This is a genomic window from Streptomyces sp. NPDC031474 (assembly GCF_055581185.1).
This window is the reverse complement of record NZ_JBVIJX010000007.1, coordinates 419,354-443,172: the sequence shown is the minus strand read 5'-3', so window position 1 is coordinate 443,172 and position 23,819 is coordinate 419,354. Positions and strand designations below refer to the sequence as shown.

24 protein-coding genes, 2 pseudogenes and 1 riboswitch are annotated in these 23,819 nt (G+C 72.0%); of the genes and pseudogenes, 5 read left to right on the top strand and 21 right to left on the bottom strand.

From position 1 onward, the window contains the following. Positions 1–45: 45 nt before the first annotated feature. The 9 genes from ACZ5SK_RS17255 to ACZ5SK_RS17215 all read right to left on the bottom strand — a co-directional run bounded on the left by ACZ5SK_RS17255 (position 46) and on the right by ACZ5SK_RS17215 (position 7,556). Positions 46–1,131, bottom strand: coding sequence for a hemolysin family protein (locus ACZ5SK_RS17255; RefSeq protein WP_334583193.1), 1,086 nt, complete (start codon positions 1,129–1,131; stop codon positions 46–48). Further along, positions 1,128–2,453 (bottom strand): hemolysin family protein, encoded by a 1,326-nt coding sequence (locus ACZ5SK_RS17250; protein ID WP_334583194.1) that lies wholly within the window; start codon positions 2,451–2,453, stop codon positions 1,128–1,130. The genes ACZ5SK_RS17255 and ACZ5SK_RS17250 overlap by 4 nt, the downstream gene beginning before the upstream one ends. Positions 2,454–2,659: 206 nt before the next feature. Next, entirely contained in the window at positions 2,660–3,142 is a 483-nt protein-coding gene (locus ACZ5SK_RS17245) for a PH domain-containing protein (RefSeq protein ID WP_319676485.1), read from the bottom strand. Positions 3,143–3,164: 22 nt separating this feature from the next. Next, on the bottom strand, positions 3,165–4,022 hold the full coding sequence (gene hisG, locus ACZ5SK_RS17240; protein WP_334583195.1) for an ATP phosphoribosyltransferase: 858 nt from the start codon (positions 4,020–4,022) through the stop codon (positions 3,165–3,167). A 44-nt stretch (positions 4,023–4,066) separates the two neighbouring features. Continuing rightward, positions 4,067–4,339: a phosphoribosyl-ATP diphosphatase gene (locus tag ACZ5SK_RS17235; RefSeq protein WP_079665193.1), complete on the bottom strand. Its 273-nt coding sequence runs from the start codon at positions 4,337–4,339 to the stop codon at positions 4,067–4,069. 34 nt (positions 4,340–4,373) lie between these two features. Next, positions 4,374–4,859, bottom strand: a complete 486-nt coding sequence (gene ribH / locus ACZ5SK_RS17230; RefSeq protein ID WP_334583196.1) for a 6,7-dimethyl-8-ribityllumazine synthase — start codon at positions 4,857–4,859, stop codon at positions 4,374–4,376. 83 nt (positions 4,860–4,942) lie between these two features. After that, positions 4,943–6,286: a bifunctional 3,4-dihydroxy-2-butanone-4-phosphate synthase/GTP cyclohydrolase II gene (locus ACZ5SK_RS17225; RefSeq protein WP_334583197.1), complete on the bottom strand. Its 1,344-nt coding sequence runs from the start codon at positions 6,284–6,286 to the stop codon at positions 4,943–4,945. Next, the gene (locus tag ACZ5SK_RS17220; RefSeq protein ID WP_334583198.1) at positions 6,283–6,924 is read right to left on the bottom strand and encodes a nicotinamide mononucleotide transporter family protein; all 642 of its coding nucleotides are present in this window, start codon (positions 6,922–6,924) and stop codon (positions 6,283–6,285) included. Before ACZ5SK_RS17220 ends, ACZ5SK_RS17225 begins: the two co-directional genes overlap by 4 nt. Further along, positions 6,921–7,556, bottom strand: coding sequence for a riboflavin synthase (locus ACZ5SK_RS17215; RefSeq protein WP_334583199.1), 636 nt, complete (start codon positions 7,554–7,556; stop codon positions 6,921–6,923). The genes ACZ5SK_RS17220 and ACZ5SK_RS17215 overlap by 4 nt, the downstream gene beginning before the upstream one ends. Before the next feature lie 146 nt (positions 7,557–7,702). Further along, a riboswitch (FMN riboswitch) is annotated at positions 7,703–7,833 on the bottom strand. Between the two features lie 309 nt (positions 7,834–8,142). On the opposite strand from ACZ5SK_RS17215, the gene ACZ5SK_RS17210 reads away from it, so the two are divergent. The 3 genes from ACZ5SK_RS17210 (at position 8,143) to ACZ5SK_RS17200 (ending at position 9,868) form a co-directional block, all read left to right on the top strand. Beyond that, complete coding sequence (locus ACZ5SK_RS17210) at positions 8,143–8,307, top strand: sigma factor (RefSeq protein ID WP_468576238.1); 165 nt, start codon at positions 8,143–8,145, stop codon at positions 8,305–8,307. Between the two features lie 150 nt (positions 8,308–8,457). Continuing rightward, positions 8,458–9,030 carry a sigma factor-like helix-turn-helix DNA-binding protein gene (locus ACZ5SK_RS17205; protein WP_468576237.1) on the top strand — a complete coding sequence of 191 codons (573 nt, stop codon included), beginning with the start codon at positions 8,458–8,460 and terminating at the stop codon, positions 9,028–9,030. Positions 9,031–9,124: 94 nt separating this feature from the next. Next, positions 9,125–9,868 (top strand): SDR family oxidoreductase, encoded by a 744-nt coding sequence (locus ACZ5SK_RS17200; RefSeq protein ID WP_334583202.1) that lies wholly within the window; start codon positions 9,125–9,127, stop codon positions 9,866–9,868. A gap of 448 nt (positions 9,869–10,316) precedes the next feature. Here the strand turns inward: ACZ5SK_RS17200 and ACZ5SK_RS17195 are convergent, their stop codons facing one another. Continuing rightward, a complete protein-coding gene (locus ACZ5SK_RS17195; RefSeq protein WP_334583203.1) occupies positions 10,317–11,504 on the bottom strand; it encodes an ROK family transcriptional regulator in 1,188 nt (395 codons plus the stop codon). A 129-nt stretch (positions 11,505–11,633) separates the two neighbouring features. On the opposite strand from ACZ5SK_RS17195, the gene ACZ5SK_RS17190 reads away from it, so the two are divergent. Then, complete coding sequence (locus tag ACZ5SK_RS17190; protein WP_468576236.1) at positions 11,634–12,857, top strand: MFS transporter; 1,224 nt, start codon at positions 11,634–11,636, stop codon at positions 12,855–12,857. Here the strand turns inward: ACZ5SK_RS17190 and ACZ5SK_RS17185 are convergent. Further along, positions 12,817–13,275: an acyl-CoA thioesterase gene (locus ACZ5SK_RS17185; protein WP_334583204.1), complete on the bottom strand. Its 459-nt coding sequence runs from the start codon at positions 13,273–13,275 to the stop codon at positions 12,817–12,819. The two genes, ACZ5SK_RS17190 and ACZ5SK_RS17185, sit on opposite strands and share 41 nt — an antisense overlap. Positions 13,276–13,432: 157 nt before the next feature. On the opposite strand from ACZ5SK_RS17185, the gene ACZ5SK_RS17180 reads away from it, so the two are divergent. After that, positions 13,433–14,176, top strand: a complete 744-nt coding sequence (locus tag ACZ5SK_RS17180; RefSeq protein ID WP_334583205.1) for a DUF5995 family protein — start codon at positions 13,433–13,435, stop codon at positions 14,174–14,176. A gap of 19 nt (positions 14,177–14,195) precedes the next feature. On the opposite strand, the gene ACZ5SK_RS17175 is transcribed toward ACZ5SK_RS17180, so the two are convergent. The 10 genes and pseudogenes from ACZ5SK_RS17175 to ACZ5SK_RS17130 all read right to left on the bottom strand — a co-directional run bounded on the left by ACZ5SK_RS17175 (position 14,196) and on the right by ACZ5SK_RS17130 (position 23,739). After that, positions 14,196–15,893, bottom strand: coding sequence for a flavin monoamine oxidase family protein (locus tag ACZ5SK_RS17175; protein WP_334583206.1), 1,698 nt, complete (start codon positions 15,891–15,893; stop codon positions 14,196–14,198). Between the two features lie 53 nt (positions 15,894–15,946). After that, complete coding sequence (locus tag ACZ5SK_RS17170) at positions 15,947–16,735, bottom strand: carbon-nitrogen hydrolase family protein (protein ID WP_334583207.1); 789 nt, start codon at positions 16,733–16,735, stop codon at positions 15,947–15,949. A 181-nt stretch (positions 16,736–16,916) separates the two neighbouring features. Further along, on the bottom strand, positions 16,917–18,056 hold the full coding sequence (locus ACZ5SK_RS17165) for an MFS transporter (RefSeq protein WP_334583829.1): 1,140 nt from the start codon (positions 18,054–18,056) through the stop codon (positions 16,917–16,919). A gap of 138 nt (positions 18,057–18,194) precedes the next feature. Beyond that, entirely contained in the window at positions 18,195–18,647 is a 453-nt protein-coding gene (locus ACZ5SK_RS17160) for an Lrp/AsnC family transcriptional regulator (protein WP_055638498.1), read from the bottom strand. A gap of 10 nt (positions 18,648–18,657) precedes the next feature. Continuing rightward, a pseudogene (locus tag ACZ5SK_RS17155) lies at positions 18,658–18,786 on the bottom strand (amino acid permease C-terminal domain-containing protein); the annotation flags it as partial. A 2-nt stretch (positions 18,787–18,788) separates the two neighbouring features. Further along, positions 18,789–18,983, bottom strand: a pseudogene (locus ACZ5SK_RS17150) (hypothetical protein); the annotation flags it as partial. Between the two features lie 242 nt (positions 18,984–19,225). After that, the gene (locus ACZ5SK_RS17145; RefSeq protein ID WP_334583830.1) at positions 19,226–20,665 is read right to left on the bottom strand and encodes a GuaB1 family IMP dehydrogenase-related protein; all 1,440 of its coding nucleotides are present in this window, start codon (positions 20,663–20,665) and stop codon (positions 19,226–19,228) included. A gap of 195 nt (positions 20,666–20,860) precedes the next feature. Further along, the gene (locus tag ACZ5SK_RS17140; protein ID WP_361701610.1) at positions 20,861–22,099 is read right to left on the bottom strand and encodes an FAD-dependent oxidoreductase; all 1,239 of its coding nucleotides are present in this window, start codon (positions 22,097–22,099) and stop codon (positions 20,861–20,863) included. Between the two features lie 75 nt (positions 22,100–22,174). After that, the gene (locus ACZ5SK_RS17135; protein ID WP_334583209.1) at positions 22,175–22,519 is read right to left on the bottom strand and encodes a barstar family protein; all 345 of its coding nucleotides are present in this window, start codon (positions 22,517–22,519) and stop codon (positions 22,175–22,177) included. A 176-nt stretch (positions 22,520–22,695) separates the two neighbouring features. Next, positions 22,696–23,739, bottom strand: a complete 1,044-nt coding sequence (locus ACZ5SK_RS17130; protein ID WP_334583210.1) for a sugar-binding transcriptional regulator — start codon at positions 23,737–23,739, stop codon at positions 22,696–22,698. Positions 23,740–23,819: the final 80 nt, after the last annotated feature.

Here is a 23,819-nt window from a genome sequence, read left to right as displayed (position 1 = left end):
CGCGGCTCACGGCCGCGGGCGCACCGGCCTTCCAGCGGCGCGCCCCTAGCTGGCCAGCGCCTGCTCCGGCTCGTCGCTCGCCCGGGGCTCCGTCAGCCGGACCTCGGGGAGTTCCCGGTGCGCGGGGTCCGTGACCTCGCCCACGAGCAGCTCCAGTACGTCCTCCAGGGCGACCAGGCCGAGTACCTTGCCGGACGCGTCGGCGACCTGCGCCAGATGGGTCGCCGCCCGGCGCATCACCGTCAGCGCGTCGTCCAGCGGGAGTTCGGACCGCAGGGTCGTCATCGGACGCCACACCTGCTGCGGCACCGCCCGCTCCGAGTCCTCCAGGTCGAGGACGTCCTTGACATGCAGGTAGCCCATGTAGGCGCCGTTGTCCGCGGCGACCGGGAAGCGGGAATAGCCGGTGCGGGCCGTCAGCTCGACGATCTCGCCCGGGGTGACCGACGGGCTGACCGTGACCAGCAACTCGCGCTTCAGAAGGACGTCCGTCACCGGGCGGGAGCCCAGTTCCAGCGCGTCCTCCAGCCGCTCCTGCTCCTCGGGGTCGAGGAGCCCGGCCTGTCCCGAGTCCTCCAGCAGCCGGTTGAGCTGCTCGCTGGTGACGACGGCCTCGACCTCGTCCCTGGGCTCGACGTGGAAGAGCCGCAAGATGCCCCGGGCGCAGGCGCCGAGGGCCACCGTGATCGGCCGGCAGACGCGGGCGAAGGCGACCAGACCGGGGCTGAGCCACAGCGCGGCCTTCTCCGGGGCCGCCATGGCGAGGTTCTTCGGCACCATCTCGCCGATGACGAGGTGGAAGAAGACCACCGCGGCCAGGGCTATGACATACCCCAGGGGGTGGATCATGCCCTGCGGGAGGCGGATCCCCTCGAAGAGCGGTTCCAGCAGCCCCGCGACCGTCGGTTCGGCGACCGCGCCCAGGGTGAGGGAGCAGACGGTGATGCCGAACTGGGCCGCCGCCATCATCTGCGGCAGTCGCTCCAGGCCGTACAGGACCTGGCGGGCCCGTGCCGTGCCCAGGGGCTCGATCTGGCTGCGGCGGACGGACACGAGCGCGAACTCGGCGCCGACGAAGAAGCCGTTGGTGAGCACGAGCAGCGCGGCGAAGACGAGTTGGAGGACGCTCATCGGGTGACCTCCACGACCACGCCGGTGCGCACCAGGCGGACCCGTTCGGCCCGGTAGTGGCCGACCCGGCGCACCGAGAGCCGCCAGCCGGGCAGTTCGGTCCGGTCGCCGACGGCCGGGATGCGGCCGAGCAGGTCCGCGACGAGCCCGGCGACCGTCTCGTACGGCCCCTCCGGGACGTCCAGGCCTATGCGCTGGAGGGTGTCGACGCGGCAGCTGCCGTCCACGTCCCAGGCGGGTCTGCCCTCCTCGGGCGGGGCCGCGGCGAGTTCGGGCGTGTCCTGGCCGTCGTGCTCGTCGCGGACCTCGCCGACGATCTCCTCGACGATGTCCTCCAGGGTGACCACACCAGCCGTGCCGCCGTACTCGTCGACGACCACGGCGATGGGCTGCTCGCTGCGCAGCCGGGCCAGCAGGGGCTGCACGGGCAGGGTCTCGGGGACCAGCAGCGCCGGGCGGGCGATCCGGGCGAGCGGAGTGCGCAGCCGGTCGTGGACGGGAACGGCCAGGGCGTCCTTGAGGTGGACCATGCCGACGATTTCGTCGATCTTCTCGCGGTAGACGGGGAACCGGGACAGGCCGGTGGCCCGGGTCAGGTTGACCACGTCCTCCGCGGTGGCCGTGGACTGCAGGGCGCTGACCTTCACGCGCGGCGTCATGACGTGCTGCGCGGTCAGCTCGGCCAGCGACAGCGTCCGTACGAAGAGGTCGGCCGTGTCCTGTTCGAGGGCGCCGGCCTGGGCCGAGTGACGGGCCAGGGAGACGAGTTCGCCGGGGGTGCGGGCGGAGGCCAGCTCCTCGGTGGGCTCGACGCCCAGGGCGCGCACCAGGCGGTTGGCAACGGTGTTGAGGGCTGAGATCACCGGCCGGAAGAGGCGGGAGAAGCCGGCTTGCGGGCCCGCGACGAACCGCGCGACCTGCAGGGGCTTGGACACTGCCCAGTTCTTGGGCACGAGTTCGCCGATCACCATCTGCACGGCGGACGCCAGCAGCATGCCGACGACCACGGCGACCCCGGAGACGGCGCCCTCGGGGATGCCGATCGCGGTGAACGGGGTGTGCAGCAGCTCCGCCAGCGCCGGTTCGGCGAGCATGCCGACGACGAGGGAGGTGATGGTGATGCCGAGCTGGGTGCCGGACAGCTGGAAGGACAGCTCCTTCAGCGACTCGACGACCGTACGGGCTCGTCTGTCGCCCTCGGCTGCGGCTTTCTCGGCCTCCGGGCGTTCGACCGTGATGAGGCCGAACTCGGCGGCGACGAAGAAGCCGTTGGCGAGGATGAGCAGGAACGCGGCTGCCAGGAGCAGCAAGGGGATGGTCATGATGCCGCCGCCTCCGAACCAGGTCGGGTGGGGGCGGCGCAGGTACTACAGGACGAACCGTCCATCGCCGGAGGGAGTCACTCCTCGGGTAGCAGGAACCCCTGTGAGCCCGGCAGGGCACAACAGGGGCGGAGGCACAAGGGGAACGCCTCCGTCACCAGATTAATCAAGACAGGGGCTCCAGCGGCAGGGTGGGCGGCCCCGAGTCAGCCCTGATCTTGCCCTGTGGACGCTTCGGGGTCCCGGACGGACCGGGTTTCCGCGAGGGCCCGCAGGGTGCGCGCGTCGGCGATGGCCTGCTGCTTGTCGATGCCGGGCTGGATCCCGAGCGCGGGCAGGCTGGTGCCGTCGGTGAGGTTCAAAAACACCCAGGGGTCGCCCGGACGGAGGTTCACCTGGATGATCTCCGCCCAGTCGAGCCGCCGCCTGCTTGCGATGTTCACCACGGTGACGCCGGAGTCGTCGGCGACGACCCGCACGCGGGCGAGCCGGGCCAGCGCCCAGAAGATGAGGGCGCCGGTGAGGATGAAGCTGAGCCGCTCCCCCGGGCCGAGTTTCTCCAGCAGCATCGCGATGGTGGAGATGGTGAGCAGGATCGCCACCCCGGCCGTGAGCAGCACCGCGCGGGTGCGGGCCGGCCGGAACGTGACGGGGAGGGTGGGCAGGTCGCCACCCGGCAGTCGGGACATCGTCGCGTGGATCTCTCGGGCCTCAGAGGCGGCAGGCGTGGATGGCCGTGGTCAGGATGGCGCGGGCGCCGATGTCGTACAGGTCGTCCATGATCCGCTGGGCTTCCTTGGCGGGGACCATGGCGCGGACGGCGACCCAGCCCTCGTTGTGCAGCGGGGAGACGGTCGGCGACTCCAGGCCCGGGGTCAGCGCGACGGCCTTCTCCAACTGCTCGACGCGGCAGTCGTAGTCCATCATCACGTACGTCCGGGCGACCAGGACGCCCTGGAGGCGGCGCAGGAACTGCTGCACCTTCGGCTCGGCGGCATCCTCGGTGTCCGCGCCGGCGCGGCGGATCACGACGGCCTCGGACGTCATGATGGGGTCGCCGAAGACTTCCAGGCCCGCGTTGCGCAGCGAGGTGCCGGTTTCGACGACGTCGGCGATGACCTCGGCGACGCCCAGCTCGATGGCCGTCTCGACGGCGCCGTCGAGGTGGACGACGGCGGCGTCGATGCCCTGTTCGGCAAGATGCTTGGCGACGATGCCCTCGTAGGAGGTGGCGACCGTCTTGCCCTTGAGGTCCTCGACGCCGGTGGCGGTGCCCGGCTTGGTGGCGAACCGGAAGGTGGAGCGGGCGAAGCCGAGCGGGAGGATCTCCTCGGCGTTCGCACCGGAGTCGATCAGCAGGTCGCGGCCGGTGATGCCGATGTCGAGGCGGCCGGAGGAGACGTAGATCGCGATGTCGCGGGGGCGGAGGTAGAAGAACTCGACCTCGTTGCCCGGGTCGACGATCCGCAGCTCCTTGGACTCCCGGCGCTGCTGGTAGCCGGCCTCATGCAGCATCTCCGCCGCAGGGCCTGACAGGGAACCCTTGTTGGGGACGGCGATGCGCAGCATGAGGCGAGCTTCCTTCGTTCGTGCGGAGTGGGTGCGGATACGGCTTACAGGTGGGCGTACACGTCGTCCAGCGAGATTCCGCGGGCGACCATCATCACCTGGACGTGGTAGAGCAGCTGCGAGATCTCCTCGGCGGCTGCCTCCTTGCCCTCGTACTCGGCCGCCATCCAGACCTCGGCGGCCTCTTCGACGACCTTCTTGCCGATGGCATGGACGCCCTTCCCGACCAGTTCGGCGGTGCGGGAAGTGGTGGGGTCGCCGTTGGCGGCCTTCTGCTGGAGCTCGGCGAAGAGCTCCTCGAACGTCTTCTTGGACATGGTGCTGCCCACCCTAGCCGTATCGCCGGTGGACCTATCGCCAGGGTTCAGATACTGAGCGGAGGGTGGCCGCGGTCGCCACCGCCGCGGTCACCGCCTCGTGGCCCTTGTCCTCGTGGGAGCCTTCGATGCCGGCGCGGTCCAGGGCCTGCTCCTCGGTGTCGCAGGTGAGGACGCCCATGCCGACGGGGACGCCGGTCTCGACGGAAACCTGGGTGAGGCCCTGGGTGACTCCCTGGCACACGTACTCGAAGTGCGGGGTGCCGCCGCGGATGACGACGCCGAGGGCGACGATCGCGTCATAGCCCCGCCCGGCCAGCACCTTGGCGACGACGGGGAGCTCCCAGCTGCCGGGGACCCGCAGCAGGGTCGGTTCGTCGATGCCCAGGTCGCGCAGGGCGCGCAGGGCGCCGTCGACCAGACCGTCCATCACCTTCTCGTGCCACTGTGCCGCGATGACGGCGACCCGAAAGTCACCCACATTGCGTACGGACAGTTCCGGTGCGCCCTTGCCGCTCACGTCTCTCCTCAATGCTGTTCTTACCGGTTCTGCTGGTTCTGCTGGTGCTGCCGGCTGTGCTGGTTCTGCTGCTCCTGCTGGTGCTACTGGTTGCCGCAGGGGGACACGGGGGCCGTCTCCAGCCAGGGCAGGTCGTGTCCCATCCGGTCCCGCTTGGTGCGCAGGTAGCGGATGTTGTGCTCGCCCGCCTGGACGGGCATCGGCTCGCGCCTGGTGACCTCGATGCCGTGCCGGACGAGCGCGTCGGTCTTCTCGGGGTTGTTGGTCATCAGGCGCACGCTGTGCACGCCGAGGTCCTCGAGGATCTGCGCGCCGGCCCCGTAGTCGCGGGCGTCGGCGGGCAGGCCCAGCTCCAGGTTGGCGTCGAGGGTGTCGTGGCCCTGCTCCTGGAGCTCGTACGCCCGCAGCTTGGACAGCAGGCCGATGCCCCGGCCCTCGTGTCCGCGCAGGTAGACCACCACGCCCCGGCCCTCGCTCTGGATGCGCTCCAGGGACGCGTCGAGCTGGGGGCCGCAGTCGCAGCGCTGGGAGGCGAAGATGTCGCCGGTGAGGCACTCGGAGTGGACGCGGACCAAAACGTCCGCGCCGTCGCCGAGGTCGCCGTGGACGAGGGCGACGTGCTCGACACCGTCGACGGTGGAGCGGTAGCCGTACGCGGTGAAGGTGCCGTGGACGGTGGGCAGCCGGGTCTCGGCCTCACGCCGGACGGTGGGCTCGGAGCCACGGCGGTAGGCGATCAGGTCCTCGATGGAGATGATCGTCAGGCCGTGCTTGCGGGCGAACGGGATCAGTTCGGGCAGCCGGAGCATCCGGCCGTCCTCGCCGGCGATCTCGACGATCGCGCCGGCCGGGCGCAGCCCCGCGAGGCGGGCCAGGTCGACGGCGGCCTCGGTGTGGCCGTTGCGGGTCAGGACGCCGCCGGGCTTGGCGCGCAGCGGGAAGACGTGCCCGGGGCGGACGAAGTCGTCGGCCTGCGCCTCGCCGCTCGCCAGAAGCTGGAGGGTGGTGGCGCGGTCGGCGGCGGAGATGCCGGTGGTGACGCCGTGGGCGGCGGAGGCGTCGACGGAGACCGTGAACGCGGTCTTCATCGACTCGGTGTTGTCCTCGACCATCTGCGGGAGCTTCAGCCGCTCCAGCTCGTCGCCCTCCATGGGGACGCAGATCAGGCCGCGGCACTCGCTCATCATGAAGGCGACGATCTCGGGGGTGGCCTTCTCGGCGGCGACGACGAGGTCGCCCTCGTTCTCGCGGTCCTCGTCGTCGACGACCACGACGGGCCGGCCGGCCGCGATGTCGGCGATGGCCTGCTCGACGGGGTCGAGGGAGAAGTCTTCGATGCCGTCCGTGCTGTAGAGGATCGGTGGGACACGAGGGGCCGCGCGCAGTGCCTCGTTCGGGGTGGGGGCGGGAGACGGGTGGGCGCTCATACCGGCGCTCCTTCCAGAGCGGGTTGCGAAGCCTTGCGGGAGCGCAGCCACCAGTCGCGCATGCCCCACAGGACCAGCGCGCCGTAGATGACGTACACGAAGCCGGAGAAGGCGTAGCCGTTGGCGAAGTTCAGGGGGACGCCGACGAGGTCGACGAGGAGCCAGGCGATCCAGAACTCGACCATGCCGCGCGCCTGGGCGTACATGGCGACGATGGTGCCGACGAAGATGTAGGCGTCCGGCCAGGGGTCCCAGGACAGGGACGGATAGGCCTTGAAGAGCAGGGCGACGGCGACCGTGCCGACGGCAGCGGCGCCGACCATGCCCGCGCGCTCGGGCCAGGTGGCGAAGCGCGGGGTGATGGCGCCGTCCGCGGACCGGCCCTTGCTCCGGTTCCACTGCCACCAGCCGTACAGGGCGACGGCCATGACGACGACCTGCTTGCCCGCGCTGCCGGTCAGGTGGCCGTAGAAGGCGCCGAAGAGGACGAGGCCGGAGAGGAACTGCACCGGCCAGGTCCACAGGGAGCGCCGCCAGCCCAGGGCGAGGGTGATCAGGCCGAGGATGTTGCCGATCATGTCCGACCAGAGGATGTGCTGGTCGAACATGACGAAGGCCTCGGAGTTCAGCGAGTTCACTGCGCCGCTCCCTGCGGGGATGCTCCCTGAGCGGAAGCTCCCTGAGTGGTGGTCAGCAGCCGCTCGACGTACTTGGCGACGATGTCCACCTCGAGGTTGACCGGGTCGCCGGGCTGCTTGAGGCCGAGCGTGGTCAGGGCGAGGGTGGTGGGGATGAGGCTGACGGTGAAGTGGTCGAGCCCGGCGTCCACGACCGTGAGGCTGATGCCGTCGACGGTGATGGAACCCTTCTCCACCACATACCGGGTGAGGTCGGCGGGGAGGGAGATCTTGATGATCTCCCAGTTCTCGGAGGGCTTGCGCTCCAACACCGCGCCGGTGCCGTCGACATGGCCCTGCACGATGTGCCCGCCGAGGCGGGCGCCGACGGCGGTGGGGCGTTCGAGGTTGACGCGGGAGCCGACGCCGAGGGCGCCGAGGCTGGAGCGGTTCAGGGTCTCCGCCATGACGTCGGCGGTGAACTCGTCGCCCTCGTGCTCGACGACGGTGAGACAGACCCCGTTCACGGCGATGGAGTCGCCGTGCTTCGCGCCGTCGGTCACGACGGGGCCGCGCAGCCGGAAACGGGAGGCGTCGCCGAGATTCTCGACGGCGGTGACCTCACCCAGCTCTTCGACGATTCCGGTGAACACTTCCCGGGTCCTCCTGCCTCTTCGGGCACGGACTCCGGGGCCTGTCGATGACGACAGCTTGTACGGGCAACGGCACCGGGGGCGACGCCGGACAGACTCGTCCGCGGACGAGTACATATACGGCGGCGCGCACGAATGCCCGCCCGGCGCGCACTGCCTCCCATCCGGACTTTAACCGTCGGTCCAGGAATTTCACCTGGTCAACCGGCCGTTGGAAGCGACCGGGTCGCGGACTGTAACCGCCGGTTCGGACTTTCACCGACCCCGGAGTGCGCTGCTTTAGGTACACGGCCAGTGTGCCACGGCCGGCAGGCGTCCATACAGGTGAAGGGTGTGGGGTGGCTCACAGGCTGTCAGGCCCGGTTCGGGCCGGGGCCGATCCCGGACGGCACCCGCCCCTCGACGTACTGGTTCCACCCCTCGACGTACTGGTTCCCACCCATTGACGTACTGGTTCCCACCCATTGACGTACTGGTCTAGTCCTTTCTAGGGTCTGCGGTGTGCGGCCCGGTGGCGGTGACGACGGCCCTTGCCCGCCGCCGGGTCTCCTCGGACCGGCCGGTCGCGCCCTGACAGGGTGATCCCATGACGACCGCGAGCGCCGACGACTTCGAGGCCCACCGCCCCCGGCTGTTCGGGCTGGCCTACCGGATGCTCGGCTCGGCGCACCAGGCCGAGGACACGGTCCAGGACGCCTACCTGCGGTTCAGCGGAGCCGACCGCACGGACATCACGTATCCGGCCGCCTAGCTGGCGAAGACCGTCACCCACCTCTGTCTGAGCCGGCTGACCTCGGCCCGGGCGCGCCGTGAGAGCTATGCCGGGACATGGCTGCCGGAGCCGGTCGTCACCTCGGACGGCGCGCTCGGCCCTCTGGAGTCGGCGGAGCAGCGCGACGCGGTGTCGCTCGCGATGCTGGTGCTGCTGGAGCGGCTCACTCCCACGGAACGGGCGGTGTACGTGCTGCGGGAGGCGTTCGCGTACGGGTACCGGGAGATCGCCGAGGTGCTCGACCTGAGCGAGGCCAACTGCCGTCAGCTGTACCGGCGGGCGGAGCAGCGGCTGGCCGCGGCGGAGCGGCGCTTCGAGGCGGCTCCGGCGCGGCAGGAGGAGTTGGTCGCCTCGTTCCTCACGGCCGCCCGGGACGGGGACCTCGCCGCGCTGGAGCGGCTGCTCGCGGCCGACGTCACCTGGTGGAGCGACGGCGGTGGCCGGGTGACCACGGCCCGGCGGCCGATCCTCGGACGCGAGAAGGTGCTGCGCTTCCTGGCCGGTGTGCTCCGGAACTTCACGACCCGTCCCACCTTCACGACCATCGAGCTCAACGGCGCGCCGGGCCTGCTCGTCCGGGACGGCGGCGAGCTGATGGCCGCGCTCGGGTTCGAGTGCCTCGGCGGGGAGATCGCGGGGGTTCAGGCCGTGATGAATCCGGAGAAGCTGGACTTTGCGGAGCGTCAGGTCGGGCGGGTGTAGCAGCGGCTGTCACATTCCGCGGGGGCTGTTCGGTCTGAGCTGCCGAAGGGCGTTCCGACCGGGAGCGTCCAAGTGTCCGAAGGGGCTGAACAGCATGAACACGATCCTGGTGACCGGTGGCAGTGGAACCCTCGGCCGGCTCGTCACCGCGCGACTGCGGGCGGACGGACACGAGACGCGGGTGCTGAGCCGGCGCTCCGAGCCGTACGCCGTCGACCTGCGCAGGGGCGGGGCCGGGCTGGACGCTGCCGTCGCGGGCGTGGACACGATCGTGCACTGCGCGAGCACACCGCGCGGGGGTGACGAGCAGGCCGCCACGCACCTGATCGCCGCCGCGCGCAAGGCCGGGGTGGGCCACCTGGTCTACATCTCGATCGTCGGGGTGGACCGGGTGCCGTACGGCTACTACAAAACGAAGCTCGCCGTGGAGAAGCAGGTGGAGGAGTCGGGGCTCGGCTGGACCGTGCTGCGGACGACCCAGTTCCACGATCTGCTGGTCCAGGCGTTCCGGGCGCTGGCCAAGGTGCCGGTGCTGGTTCTGCCGGCCGGGGTGAGCGACCAGCCGGTGGAGGTGGCGGAGGTCGCGGACCGGCTCGTGGAACTGGCGACGGGCGCGCCGGCGGGGCGGGTCGACGACATGGCCGGGCCCGAGGTCCGCACGGCCGAGTCGCTGGCCCGCGCGTACCTGAAGGCGAGCGGCCGGCGGCGCCCGGTGGTGAACGTGCCCCTGTGGGGCGCGGCCTACCGGGGCTTCCGCACCGGAGGCCACCTGGCCCCGGAACGGGCGGTGGGAAAGGGCACGTTCGAGAACTACCTCACCACCCACACCCCCCACTGACCCACCCCAGCCTGCCCCGCCCCCCGCACCCCCGCGCCGCCGTGCCCCGGAACCCCGCGGCCCGCACACCACCGCGCCCCGAACCACTCGGACCCGCTCGCCCCCGCACCGCCCTGCCTCGAAATCCCGGCGGCCGCGCGGCGAACGGCTCCGGCCAGCACGCCCCGCCGCGCCCCGCCCCGCCGCGCTGCGAAACCCGGCGTCCCGGCGTCCCGAGAGCCTCCGGCCGGGCGCTCGGGCCGCCCGAGACGCTCAGGCGCGCCGGCCCGGCAGCCCGAGGGACGCGGGCCCGCCCGCCGACACGGTCCGAACGCTTCCAGGCCCCCACCGGGATGCTCCGAACCGCCCTACCCCGCCCGCATGCTCCGCCCGGCTCCCGGCTCCCGCCGGGATGCTCCGAACCGGCCCGGCCCCGCCCGCCGCATGCTTGGAGAAGTCCCCTCCGGGGCTATCGCCCCCCGAAGAGTTCCTCCTGGGCCGACTCTCGGGCCGTGAGCAGGGCGCCGCGTAGGACTGCGGCGCCGCCGAGGGTGCTGGGGCGGACCTCCGTGGGGAGGGGGGCCATGCGGCGGAGGCGTTGGGCCACCCGGTCGGCGAGCGCCTCACCGCCGGCCTGTCCGACCTCGCCGCCGAGGACCACACAGCCGGGGTCGAGGACAGCGACTACGGAGGCGACGCCGAGGGTGAGCCGGTCGGCGAGGGCGTCGAGGAAGCGGTCGGCGGCGCCGCCGGGAGCCGGCCGCGCCGCCTGCCGTACCAGCGCCGCCGCCACCGGTTCGGCGGGGTGCGCGGCCGCCGCCGTCAGGCCGTGCTCCCCCGCCAGTGCAGCGATCGCCGCCGAGCCGGCCAGGGAGTGGAAGCCGCCCTCGCAGTCCGTCGCCGAGGGCAGGCCGCCGGTGCCGGGGACGGGCAGGAAGCCGATCTCGCCGGTGCCGCCGGAGGCTCCGCGGCGCAGGGCGCCGTCCAGGACGACAGCCGCGCCGATGCCGTGGCCGAGCCACAGCAGGACGAAGGTGTCGCGGTCCCGGGCGGCGCCCTCGCGCTGTTCCGCCAGGGCGGCGAGGTTGGTCTCGTTCTCGACGTGCGCGTGGGCGAGCGGGAACCGTTCCTGCAGGGCGGCCACCAGGCGGCGGTGCCATTCGGGCAGCCCGCCGGAGTCGCGCAGTTCACCGCAGGCCGGGTCGATCAGGCCGGGCGCCCCGATGCCGAGGGTGTGCAGCCGGTCGGCCCCGGCCTCCTTCGCCGTCCGCTCGACCAGCGTGACCGCCTGTTCCACGGCCGTCCCGGTGCCCGTGTCGCCGCCGATCGGCACGGATGCCTCGGCGAGCACCCGGCCGACCAGGTCCGACACCAGCACGGCGACGCCGTCCGTGCGCACGTCCAGCGCGGCCAGGTGGGCGCGGTCGGCGACGATGCCGTAGAGCCGGGCGTTGGGTCCGCGGCGTTGCTCGCCCGTCTCTCCGACGACGTCGATCAGGCCGGCGGCGGCGAGGCGTTCGACGAGGTCGGCGACCGTGGGCCGGGACAGGCCGGTGAGCTGCTTCAACTGCCCTGCCGTCAACGGGCCTTCGTGTTGCAGCAGCCGCAGGGCGAGCCGGTCGTTGATGGCCCGGGCGGTGCTCGGGGATGCGGGCATGGCGGGAATCCTCCCACGGCGGTCGAGGGCACCAGGTGGCCGTCGTAGCGCCCTCTATTTATCAGGCAGGGTTCCTGATAGTTTACGTCGGCATCGCGACGGCGCGGCGTGAAGGCTGGAGGCGGAAGAATGAGCGGAGTGGCCGAAGTGATCCACGCACCGGCGGAGGTGCGGCGCGCCCGGTACGCCGTGGCGGCCGTGTTCACCGTGCACGGCGCGGTCACCGGTTCGTTCGCCACCCGCGTGCCGTGGATCCAGGACCACGCCGGTGTGTCCACCGGCCAGCTCGGGTTCGCGCTCGCCTTCACGGCGTTCGGGGCGGCCTGTGCGATGCCGCTGGCCGGCTCGGTCACCCACCGTTTCGGCAGCCGTACGGCCCTGCGCGGCCTGCTCGCGCTGTGGACGCTGGCACTGACGCTGCCCTCCCTCGCCCCGAACCTGCTCACGCTCTGCCTGGCGATGTTCGTCTACGGCGCGACCTCCGGCATGGCCGACGTCGCGATGAACGCGCTCGGCGTGGAGGTGGAGCGGCTGCTGGGCAGGTCGATCATGTCGGGACTGCACGGCATGTGGAGCGCGGGCGCCCTGATCGGCTCGGCGGGCGGGACGCTCGCCGCGCACCTGGGGTCGGACGCCCGCCTGCACCACCTGCTGGCGGCGGCCGTGCTGACCGTCCTCGGCCTGCTGGTCTGCCGCTGGGTGCTGGACCTGCGGCCCACCGAGGACGAGGAGCCGCCCCCGCGGTTCGCGCTGCCGCCCCGCTCGGCGCTGCTGATCGGCGCGGTCGGGTTCTGCGCGGTGTTCGCCGAGGGCGCGAGCCTGGACTGGTCGGCCGTGTACCTGCGCGACGAGCTCGACTCCTCGGCCGGGGTCGCGGCGGCCTGCACGACCGGCTTCATGTTCACGATGGCGGTGGCCCGGATCGCGGGCGACGCGATGGTGAACCGGTTCGGCGCGGTGCGTACCGTCCGGGCGGGCGGCGTCCTCGCCGCGCTGGGCGGGGTGTTGATCGTCGTCGCGGGGCACCCGGCTGTGGCGATGGGCGGGTTCGGGCTGATGGGGCTGGGCATCGCGGTCGTCGTACCGCTGTGCTTCGCCGCGGCCGGACACAGCGGGCCGAACCCCAGCCAGGCCATCGCGGGCGTCGCGACGATCACGTACACCTCCGGGCTGATCGCCCCGAGCCTGATCGGCGGGGTGGCGCAGGCGACCAGCCTGACGGTGTCGTTCGGCGTGGTGACGGCGCTGTCGTGCGGGCTCGCGGTGTTCGCCCCGGTGCTGCGGGGCGGCGGCGGGCGGACGGACGCGAAGATCAGTGCGCAGGCCGCAGCAGTGCCCGGCCCGCGGCCCTGAAGGCGTCGCTCCACGGCGTGGGGCGCAGGGTGCTCGCGTCGAGGCGCACCAGGACGCGGGTGCCCCGCGCATACGTCGTGGCACCGTCCGCCGAGCAGAGCCGGAAGCCGTAGGTCAGGCCCGTGGCGCCCAGCCGCTCCAGCCAGAGGTGGACGGCGTACGCGCCGGTGCGGGTGACCGGGGTCTCGTAGCCGATCAGCAGTTCCCTCACCACGTTGCAGGCGTCCCCGGCGCTCGCCCAGTCGCCGTCGAAGCGCACGCCGTTGGCCTGCCAGAACTCCGTCCAGGCACGCTCGACGAGCAGCGGGTAGCGGGCGTTGTGCAGCATGCCGAGCGCGTCCAGGTCGTCGAAGTGGACGGTGACGGGGATCAGCCGACCGTAGGACAGGGCGGGGGCGATCGAGGCTTCGGCGGTCACGGGTGGGACTCCTGTGCAGGTATGAGACGACGCTCCCCATCCTACGGGCTGACTAAGCGGTCGCTCACCCGCATGCCTCGTTCCCCCGTTCCCCCGTTCCGGGGAAGCGTCGGGCCCGCCGACCCGCGCGGCCGCCCAGGACTGCGACCCTGCCCCCATGCCGCACTTGGAACAGTTCACCGCTCCCGTCGGGACAGACGTCGAGCCGCGCGTAGACCCGATCGGCACGAGCGTCGACGACGTGCTCGACCGGATGCGTGCCCTCGACGCCGCCCTGCCCGCCTGGGACGGGATCGCGGTCTTCAACCGCGTCTACCTCGCGGTGACCCAGGAGGTGGACCGGCGCATCGACACCGGCCGCTTCCCGGACCCGCGGTCCGCCGCCACCCTGGACGTACGGTTCGCGGAGCGCTACCTGAACGCCGTGGAACCCACACCGGTCGACCGGCGCCCACCGGCCTTCCGGCATCCACCGGCCTGCTGGCGTCCGCTGCTGCAGTTCCGCCGTCATCCCGGCGTACGCCCCCTGCAGTTCGCGCTCGCGGGCATCAACGCGCACATCGGGCACGACCTCGCGCTCGCCGTCGTGGACGCCTGTCGTAGTCTCGGCTGCGAACCGGCCGAGCTGGAGGACGAGTTCGACCGCGTGGGCGATCTCCTCGTGTCCCTGGAGGAACGCATCCGCGAGGAGCTGATGCCGGGCCCCGACCTGTTGCAGATCGCCGACCCCCTCACCCACCTGCTCGGCTCCTGGAGCCTGGAACGCGCCCGGGACGCCACCTGGACGGCGGCCCGGGCGCTGTGGGCGCTGCGCCGACTCCCGGACGTGGCCGAGGAGTTCACCGTGCGGCTCGACACCGCCGTCGGCTTCGCGGGCCGCATGATGCTCACCCCGCTGTGAGACCTCGCACGACGAGGCCTCAGTCCTCCGGGAGTTCCACCGGCGCGATCTCGTCGTACAGGTCGCCCGGGCCCGGGTTGCTCGCGTCGGTCGCACCGCCGAAGTGGTGCATGACGCCCCAGACCGCGTTCAGCGCGGTCTGGACGGCGCCCTCGGCCCAGCCGGCAGTCCAGGAGATGTCGTCGCCGGCGAGGAAGACGCCCCGCTTGTCCTCGGGCAGCCGGTCCTGCATGAAGTGCGTGAACAGGCGCCGCTGGTAGCGGTAGTGGCCGGGCAGGTTGGCCTTGAACGCGCCCATGAAGTAGGGCTCGTTCTCCCAGGAGACGGTCACCGGGCTGCCGATGATGTGCTTCCTGATGTCGACCTTCGGGTAGATCTCGCCGAGCGATTTCAGCATGACCTCCATCCGCTCGTTCGCGGACAGCGGCAGCCACTTCAGGCTGTCGTCGCACCAGGTGTAGGAGAGGCAGATGACGGCGGGCTTGTCCGGGCCGTCATCGAGCAGGTACGTCCCGCGCGTCATGCGGTCGGTGAGCGTCATCGACATGACGTCACGGCCGGTCTGCTCGTCCTTGTCCAGCCAGAACGGCCGGTCGACGGGCACGAACAGCTTGCTGGACTCCATGTAGTGGGTGCGCTCGATGGCGGTCCAGTGGTCGATCGGGAAGAGCGAGTCGTCGCAGGCGATCTTCGACAGCAGCATCCAGGACTGGGCGGTGAAGATCGCCGCCCGGTAGGTGCGGATGTCGCCGTGGGCGTCCGTCACGGTGATCCGGTTGCCGGCGGTGCGGTGCAGCCGGGTGACGGCCGGGCGGGGCTCGCCGCCCTCGTGCAGGCCCGCGAGCGAGGTCCCGTACGGCCAGTGGACGATCTTCTCCGGCTCGCGTTCCCAGAGCCGCAGCGGCAGTTGCTGGGAGCCGCCGACGATGCCCCGGTGATGGTCGTCGGCCTCGGTGTAGACGACGCGCAGGATCTCCAGGATGGAGTTCGGGAAGTCGGTGTCCCAGCCCCCGGTGCCGAAGCCGACCTGGCCGAAGATCTCGCGGTGACGGAAGGACTTGAATGCCTCGGAGTCGCAGAGGAAGCCGTAGAAGGTCTGGTTGTCGAGCTTCTCGACGAGCCTCGCCCAGATCTCGCGGATGCGCGGCACGTCCCGCTCCCGCAGGGCGCGGTTCATGTCGGAGAAGTCGGCGCCGTCCTCCAGGCACTTGTTCCAGGCGGCGGCGACATCGCGGTAGACCTGCGGAAGGTCCTCGGCCGTCTCGGCGTAGTGCGACTCGCCCTTGAGGTCGACAACGGTCGAAGGGGTCGCCTCGGCCAGGGGGTTGGGGAAGGGCCGCGTCTGCAGGCCCACCAGGTCGATGTAGTGCTGCAGGGCCGTGGAGGACGGCGGGAAGCGCATCGCGCCCATCTCGGCGGTGAGGGAGGGGTCGCAGCCGTCGAAGCCCACCGTGCGCAGTCGGCCGCCGATCCGGTCGGCCTCGTAGACGACCGGCTTCAGGCCCATCTTCATCAGCTCGTACGCGGCCACGATGCCCGACAGCCCGCCGCCGATGACGGCGACCTCGGCGCCGTGCTCGGTCGCGGGGATCTGGCCGAGCCCCGCCGGGTGGGCGAGGAAGTCGTCGTACGCGTACGGGAAGTCCGGGCCGAACATGGTGATCGGCGACTGCTGCTCGTCTGCGTGCTCGACGGCGTTGGGCACGGTGGACGTCATGGGGCACGGACTCCTAGCACAGGAAAGTGAGGGGGAGACAGAGGGGGAGGGCGTCAGACCAGGGAGCCGTAGAGGCCGGGGCGGCGGTCCTTCAGATACGGGTTCGCCTCGCGGGAGGCGGCGAGGGCGACCGGGTCGGCGTCGGCGAACAGCAGTTCCTCGCCGCGTCCTGCGCGGGCCCGGGCGACCCCGTCGGGGCCGGCGAGGGTGGAGAGCCCGACGAACTCGAACTCCCCTTCCCGGCCTACCCGGTTGACGTAGGCGACGTACATCTGGTTCTCGAAGGCACGCACCGGGATCATCGACTCGGCGACGAACTGGAAGGGGTGCATCTGCGCGGTCGGCACGACGAGGAGGTCGGTGCCGGCGAGGGCGTGGGCGCGGACGTTCTCCGGGAACTCGACGTCGTAGCAGATCATGAGGCCGACGGTGAGGCCGTTCAGCTCGGCCTGGACGACCGGCCGGTCGCCGGGCGTGAAGTGCTCGTGCTCGAAGCAGCCGAACAGGTGGGTCTTGCGGTAGCCGACGAGCCGGGCGCCGTCGGCGGAGACGAGCTGGGCCGCGTTGTACACCGTCTCGCCGTCGCGCTCCGGGTAGCCGTACGCGATCGCGAGCCCGTGCCGGGCGGCGAGCTCGGCGACGGCGTCCGCGGAGGCCCCGTCGGCGGGTTCGGCGAGGCGGGCGATGTCGTCGCCGATCGCGTAGCCGGTGAGGAACAGCTCCGGCGCGACCAGCAGCCCGGCGCCCGCGGCGGCGGCCCGGCCCGCGGCCTCGTCGAGGACCTTGAGGTTCTCGACGACCAAGCCGGGGCGGCCGGAGCTCTGGAGCAGGGCGGTGCGCATGCGTGATCCTCACCGGTACGACGGGGTCGGGGGGCCGTTCGCGGGGCCGTTCGGGCGGCCGTTCGCGGGGCCAGATAGACGGTACGGTCGGCCGCGCGGGCCGGACAAGACGGAGCCGTTGCGCGCCGGTGAGCGGTTCGTTGCGTGCGTCGGGGCTCGGGCGGCGATTCGTTGCGCGTCCTCACTTCCGCCGTCCCCCGGCCACGATCAGCGCCGTCACCAGGTACGGCACGGCGCACAGCGCGAACACGGCGCCGTGGGAGAAGGCCGACCCGAGGGCGCCGTACGCGCCGTAGACGCCGATGGTCAGCAGCTCCGTGCCGAGGCCCGCGACGGAGGTCACGGTGGCCCGGCCGGTGCCCTCGATGCGCTGCTGGAGCCGGACGTCGGCCAGGACGGTCGCGAGCTGGAAGCCGCCGAAGGCGAGGGCGACGAGGACGATGCCGGCCGGCTTCCCCGTCAGCGCGCCGGCCGCCAGGGCGAGCGCGGCGCCCGTGAGGAGCACGGCGAGGCCGCTGCCGTCGAGGCGCTCGGCTCTCCCGGAGAGCAGGCTGCCGGCCGTGACACCGGCCCAGATCACGACGAGCAGGTAGGGGACGGCGGCCTCCGGTACGCCGGTCTCCCTGACCAGCAGCGAGGTGTACTCGTCGAGCGCGCTCCACACCGCCGTGACGGCCGGGACCAGCAGCAGGGCGCCGAGGACGCCGCGGTCCCGGCGAACGTCGGCGAGTCCGTCGCGCAGCGTGGCGGCGAGGCCGTCGTCGCCCTCGGCGTCCGGGGACCGGTGCTCGGGAAAGCGGGTCGCGGTCGCGGCGCAGAGCAGACAGGCCAGCACGCTCGCCGCGCCGACGGCCGGATAGCCGCCGAGCGCGAAGACCGGCCCGGCCAGGCCCATGGCCGCCATGACGGCCGCCTGGCCCACCGCGTGCGCACGGCCCATGACCCGGGCGTACCGGTCCGCCGCGCCGGCCCGGTCCAGTTCCTCGTACACCAGCGCCTCCAGCGCCCCGGAGCTCAGGGCGCCGCGCGCGCCCCACAGCACGAAGCCGGCCGCGAAGGCCCAGTACGACGGGAACAGCACCCAGAGCGCGAAGCCGGCCCCGCCCAGCAGCGGGCCGAGCCACAGCAACAGCCGGCGCGAGACGGCGTCCGCCCAGGCGCCCGAGGGGACCTCCAGCAGGACGCCGGTCAGCGACCACAGGACGAAGAGGGAGGAGATCTGCCCGACCGACAGGCCGCTGTCCGCCATCAGCAGCACGTACACCGGGTAGAGCAGCACGAACTCGTCGAGGAACGCGTACGCGTACAGCGTGGCGGTCAGTCGACGGGTGTCGGGGCCGGTCGTGGATCAATGTCGCCAGGTCATGTCACCGATGGTAGACACGCCCGGCCCCACCGCCCAGCGATTTACCGGCGCCGGCCGGGGCGGCTCGGTCGGCTCGGCGCTGCTGACGTCGCCTCAGGTCGGCGAACCCGACGAGAAGCGGCGCAGCAGAGGCGACAGCACCAGCACCGACTTCGTGCGTTCCACGAACGGCTCCCCGGCGATGCGCTCCAGCACGCGCTCGAAGTGCCGCATGTCGGCGGCGAAGACCTGGGCGACGGCGTCCGCCTCCCCGGTGACGGTGGACGCGGCCACGACCTCCTGGTAGCGCTCCAGGCCCCGCTGGATGGTCTCCGGGGAGGTGTTGCGCCGGCAGTAGATCTCGACGAACCCCTCGGTCTCCCAGCCGAGGGCCGCCGGGTCGACGCGTACGGTGAAGCCGGTGATGGCGCCGGTGGCCCGCAGCCGGTCCACGCGCCGTTTCACGGCGGGCGCGGACAGGCCGACCAGGTGCCCGATGTCCGCGTAGGAGCGGCGGGCGTCCTCGGCGAGGGCGTGGACGATGCGTTCGTCGAGATCGTTCAGCACAGTGGGTCGATCACTTCTCGGATGGTGCGGGCGCTGCGAGTCGGGAACGGCGTTGGCCGTAGAGGAAGTAGAACACGAGCCCCACCGCCGTCCAGACCCCGAAGACCGCCCAGGTGACGGCCGAGAGGCTGCCCATCATCAGGCGATCAGCTCGCCCGTCGTCGCGTACGCATACGAGTACGAGGACCCGGCGACCGGGATGGCGCCCGCCTCGCTCTGGCCGCCCTCGGCGACCAGGCGTTCCACGGGCTTGCGCCGCAGGAGGCGCGCGAGCGGCCCCGGGGACGCGGGGGCGGTCCGACTGCCCTGTTGCGGGGGTGCGCCTTGGTCGAGCACGCGCTGACTCCTTCGCCGCTGCCTCAGGGCGCGACAGGGACCGGCGGCACACCCGCGCGGGCGAGAACCACCGAGCGGGGTCCCAGCCACGCCACGTACAGCGCACGACCCTATGAGCAGGGCCGTAGCAGTCGTAATGCAGCAACCTTGCGCGCACGCGCAAGATCGTTGCGTTCATGGCACCGAAGTGCGCTTTCCTTGCGGGCCGGCCGAGGAAGGTTCGCACGGCCCGGCCTGCGGAGCTACCAGCTGGAGTGCAGCGGCTTGCCCTCCGCGTAGCCGGCCGCGCTCTGGATCCCCACGACGGCCTTCTCGGCGAACTCCTCGAGTGAGCCCGCGCCCGCGTACGTGCAGGAGGAGCGGACGCCCGCGATGATCGAGTCGATCAGGTCCTCGACGCCCGGACGAGCCGGGTCGAGGAACATCCGGGAGGTGGAGATGCCCTCCTCGAACAGCGCCTTGCGGGCCCGGTCGTACGCCGACTCCTCGGACGTGCGGTTGCGGACGGCCCGCGCGGAGGCCATGCCGAACGACTCCTTGTACGGGCGGCCGTCCGCGTCGTGCTGGAGGTCGCCCGGGGACTCGTACGTGCCCGCGAACCAGGACCCGACCATCACGTTGGACGCGCCGGCGGCCAGTGCCATCGCGACGTCGCGCGGGTGGCGGACACCGCCGTCGGCCCATACGTGCTTGCCGTACTTCTTCGCCTCGGCGGCACACTCCAGGACGGCCGAGAACTGCGGCCGGCCCACGCCGGTCATCATGCGGGTGGTGCACATGGCGCCGGGTCCGACACCTACCTTGATGATGTCGGCGCCCGCGTCGATCAGGTCCTTGACGCCCTCGGCGGAGACGATGTTGCCGGCCACGATCGGCACCCGCGGGTCGAGGGCGCGCACGGTGCGGATCGCGCCGATCATCGACTCCTGGTGGCCGTGCGCGGTGTCGATCACGAGCGTGTCCACGCCCGCGTCGAGCAGCTGCTTGGCCTTGCCCGCGACGTCGCCGTTGATGCCGACGGCCGCGGCGATGCGCAGCCTGCCGTGCGCGTCGACGGCCGGCGTGTACAGCGTGGCGCGCAGGGCGCCCTTGCGGGTGAGGATGCCGGCGAGCTTGCCGTCCTTGCCGACGGCCGGGGCGTAGCGCCGGTTGGCCGCGTCGAGGGTGTTGAAAGCCTCGCGCGGATCGATGTCGGCGTCGAGCAGCAGCAGGTCACGGGACATGACGACCTCGAGCTGCGTGAAGCGGTCGACGCCGCTGAGGTCCGCGTCGGTGACGACGCCGACGGGACGGAAGTCCTCGTCGACGACGACACCCGCGTTGTGCGCCCGCTTGGGCAGCAGGGCCAGCGCGTCGGCCACCGTCTGGTGCGGGGCGAGCACGATCGGGGTGTCCAGCACCAGGTGACGGCTCTTGACCCAGGAGACGACGTCGGTGACGACGTCGATCGGAATGTCCTGCGGGATCACGACGAGCCCGCCGCGCCGGGCCAGGGTCTCGGCCATCCGGCGACCGGCGACGGCGGTCATGTTGGCGACGACCAGCGGGATCGTGGTACCCGTGCCGTCCGGGGCGGAGAGGTCGACGGCCTGACGCGATCCGACCGCGCTGCGGCTCGGCACCATGAAGACGTCGTCGTAGGTCAGGTCGTAGGCGGGCTGGATGTCGTTGAGGAAACGCACGTGCTGCACATCCCGGTCGTTCAGAGGTGACCCCCGGACAGGTCAGCCAGGGGGAGAAGCACGTACTTCATTCTCCCACGAAGGCCCGGCCGCAATGCCCGGACAGAACGTCCAAGCAGCTCACGGGCGCCTTCGGAGGATCCTCCGAAGGCGGCGGCTCAGGCGCCGCGTCGACCGGTCAGCCGCGTCGACCGGTCAGCCGCGTCGGCCGGTCAGCCGTGACACGAGGGAGGCGAGTGCCGCCGACGGGCCGCCTCCCTGCCGTGCCAGTGCGAGGGAGTCGCGCACCGCGGTGAAGCCGTAGTCCACCATGTCCGCCTCGTAGCGGTCGATGGCCTCCAGCAGTTCCCGCTCGCCGCAGGCCGCCGCCGTCAGCTCGGAGCACAGCAGCCCGGCGTCCTTGAGGGCGATGTTGGCCCCCGAGCCCCGGCTCGGCGGCATCGCGTGGATGGCGTCCCCGAGCAGTGTCACCGGGGTGGCCGGCCAGCGCTCGACCGGGTCCGACGTACGGATGTTCAGGAAGAACGTGTCCTCGGGACGGGCGCCCTCTACCAGCGCCCGCAGCTCGGGGGCCCAGCCGCGCACCAGCCGCGCACCGACCTCCAGCAGCCCGGGGTCGTCCATGGCCCGCATCCGCTCGTCGGCCGGGAACGCCCTGCCCTTGCCCGACAGCGCCCACATCACGTACGAATCGGCGTCCTTGAAGTCCGCCGCGGGCCACAGCCGGGCGGCGGCCTGCGCGGGAGGCTCCTGGAACTGCACCAGCCCGAGGGCCATGCCCAGGTCGCGCGACCCCACGACGGCGGCGAAACCGTCCCACAGCATCTCCGGCAGCCGGCCCCGTATCTCGTCGGTGAGCGGCGTCTTCCCGTACAGCGCCCGGTCACCGGTGTCCCGGACACGGGCGTGCGGCAGGTACTGGCCGCGGATGCGGGAGCCGGCCCCGTCGGCCGCCACCAGGACGTCCGCGGTGTCCTCGGCGCCGTCGGCGAAGAACGCCCGTACGGTCTTCCCGGAACGGCCGGCACCGTGCTCGTAGCGGACGAAGGTCCTGTCGAAGTGGACGACGTCCTCCAGGCCGGCCAGCAGTATCGTCCGCAGGACGAAACGGTCCACCGACGTGTTGACCCGGGCGGGGACGGACGGGTCCGGCTCGGGGAACCGCACCCTGTGCAGCTGCTTCAGCCGCTTGGTGACCACGGTGACCTGCCGGCTGGGACGGCCGGTGGTCGCCGTGAACAGTTCGTAGAGCTCCGGCGGAAGACAGGCGTGCAGCCCCTGGGCGGCCCGCCCGTCCAGATGGAGCCGATATCCCTGACGGCGGGCGTCCAGTGCCGCGTCCCGCTCGTACACGGCGACCTCGACGCCCGCCCGCCTGAGCCCCTGCGCCAGGCACAGACCACCCAGGCCGGCTCCGACGATCACCACCCGCATCAGCAATCCGTCCTGTCCGTGTCCGGCCTTCGGCGAGGAAGACGGCCGTGGCCCGAGCGAGCGGAGACGCAGCCGTCAGCCGAGCGCCAGGACCACCTCCAGCGGGCGCGCGGTGCCGCGCAGGCGCTGCACGGCCTCGGTGAGGACCTCCTGCGCGATGGTCCACTCCTGTGGCGCGGTCTGCGCGTACTCCTGCCAGGCCCGCACCGTGATCAGTCGGCCGCGGGCGGCCGGGGTCGCGGGCAGGTCGGTCAGGGAGTCGGCGAGGGCATCCCAGTTGCGGCCGAAGTAGTCGGGCAGGCCGAGCGCGCGGGCGCAGCGGTCCATGAAGGCGGGTTTGCCGGTGACGCCGGTGAGGTCCAGTTCCGTGTGGTCCCAGCCCCCGGCGCCGAGGACCTCGGCGAGCGTCGCGTCGGTCATCTCAGTACCGCCCTGCACATCCGGTTGTGATCACCGCTGTAGTAGACCCCACCGGCGACCGCGGTGACAATGAGCCGACCCGTGGCCCGGCGGGCCGTCCGCGCCGCCCCTGCACGGAGGACGGCCGTGACCGCACGCCTTCGGCGCCGTCACGGCCGTCCCGGCATGACACTCCCTCAGATCCCGTCCGGGTCCGCCCGGTTGAGGGCCGGCTTCGGTGTCGGTCCCGCCGTCATCAGGTAGTCGGCCGCCGACGTGTCCGTCACCAGGCTGGTGACGAGACCCGAGCGCAGCACCGCGTCGATCGCGGCCGCCTTGCGCTGACCGCCCGCTATGGCGACGACCTCGGGGACGCGGCGCAGCTGGTCGGTCTTGACCGTGATGCACCGCTCGCCCAGGTCTCGGCCGACCCTGCGGCCCTCGGTGTCGAAGAGGTGCGCGGACATCTCGGCGGCGACGCCGAGCGAGGCGTAGTGCGACCGCTCCTCGTCGCTGAGCATGTCGTGCACCGTCGAGATGCCCGGCTCCCAGGAGCCGATGGAGACACAGGCGACCGTGACCTTGTCGAAGTACTCGAAGGCCCGGGCGATCCCGGTCTGGTGGCGCAGGGCCTGCGCGGTGGCCGCGTCCGGCAGCAGCATCGGCGCGTAGATGGGGTGCGCGTCACCGCCGGACACCTGTGCGGCGCGGCGGACGGCCTCGACCGAGCCGCGTTCCGCGGTCCCCGCGTCGTACACACCCGTCAGCTGCACGACCGTGCAGGGCGGCAGCCGGTCCAGCGCCGCCGCCATGTGAATGGTGGACCGGCCCCAGGCCAGCCCCAGTACGTCCCCCTCGTTGACCAGTTCGCCGAGCAGGTCGGCGGCCACTTCCCCCAGGTTCTCGGGGTCCGTGGTCTCCTCGGCCTCGGCCGGGGACTCGACCACGACGGCATGCCTGAGGCCGTAACGGGCGCGGAGCGCGTCGGAGCGCTCGGCGTCCAGTTCGGCCGGCACTCGGATCTCGATCCGTACGAGATCCCGTTCGAGGGCGGTCTCCAGGACCCGGGCCACCTTGAAGCGGCTGACGCCGAACTCCTCCGCGATCTGGATCTTGGACTTTCCCTCGAGGTAGAAGCGGCGGGCCATGGCCGCCGCCTGCACCAGCTCAGCGGGTCCCATCCGCATGGCTGACCGGCCCGCCGACATACCCGACACGGCGATCTCCTCACTGCTGTTCACACTCTGGATACGCCGTTCATCCTCGCAGATCCGGCGCAGTTGATCAGCTCTGATGGGAGCCGTTCACATTCCTGTCGGCA

Coding starts and splice junctions, on each gene's coding strand:
- ACZ5SK_RS17140 (WP_361701610.1), bottom strand. CDS start 22,099: ATGCGGGTGGTGATCGTCGGAGCCGGCCTGGGTGGTCTGTGCCTGGCG.
- ACZ5SK_RS17210 (WP_468576238.1), top strand. CDS start 8,143: ATGACGACCGCGAGCGCCGACGACTTCGAGGCCCACCGCCCCCGGCTG.
- hisG (WP_334583195.1), bottom strand. CDS start 4,022: ATGCTGCGCATCGCCGTCCCCAACAAGGGTTCCCTGTCAGGCCCTGCG.
- ACZ5SK_RS17135 (WP_334583209.1), bottom strand. CDS start 22,519: ATGACCGACGCGACGCTCGCCGAGGTCCTCGGCGCCGGGGGCTGGGAC.
- ACZ5SK_RS17225 (WP_334583197.1), bottom strand. CDS start 6,286: ATGAGCGCCCACCCGTCTCCCGCCCCCACCCCGAACGAGGCACTGCGC.
- ACZ5SK_RS17195 (WP_334583203.1), bottom strand. CDS start 11,504: ATGCCCGCATCCCCGAGCACCGCCCGGGCCATCAACGACCGGCTCGCC.
- ACZ5SK_RS17235 (WP_079665193.1), bottom strand. CDS start 4,339: ATGTCCAAGAAGACGTTCGAGGAGCTCTTCGCCGAGCTCCAGCAGAAG.
- ACZ5SK_RS17170 (WP_334583207.1), bottom strand. CDS start 16,735: ATGCGCACCGCCCTGCTCCAGAGCTCCGGCCGCCCCGGCTTGGTCGTC.
- ACZ5SK_RS17245 (WP_319676485.1), bottom strand. CDS start 3,142: ATGTCCCGACTGCCGGGTGGCGACCTGCCCACCCTCCCCGTCACGTTC.
- ACZ5SK_RS17200 (WP_334583202.1), top strand. CDS start 9,125: ATGAACACGATCCTGGTGACCGGTGGCAGTGGAACCCTCGGCCGGCTC.
- ACZ5SK_RS17190 (WP_468576236.1), top strand. CDS start 11,634: ATGAGCGGAGTGGCCGAAGTGATCCACGCACCGGCGGAGGTGCGGCGC.
- ACZ5SK_RS17180 (WP_334583205.1), top strand. CDS start 13,433: ATGCCGCACTTGGAACAGTTCACCGCTCCCGTCGGGACAGACGTCGAG.
- ACZ5SK_RS17255 (WP_334583193.1), bottom strand. CDS start 1,131: ATGAGCGTCCTCCAACTCGTCTTCGCCGCGCTGCTCGTGCTCACCAAC.
- ACZ5SK_RS17250 (WP_334583194.1), bottom strand. CDS start 2,453: ATGACCATCCCCTTGCTGCTCCTGGCAGCCGCGTTCCTGCTCATCCTC.
- ACZ5SK_RS17175 (WP_334583206.1), bottom strand. CDS start 15,893: ATGACGTCCACCGTGCCCAACGCCGTCGAGCACGCAGACGAGCAGCAG.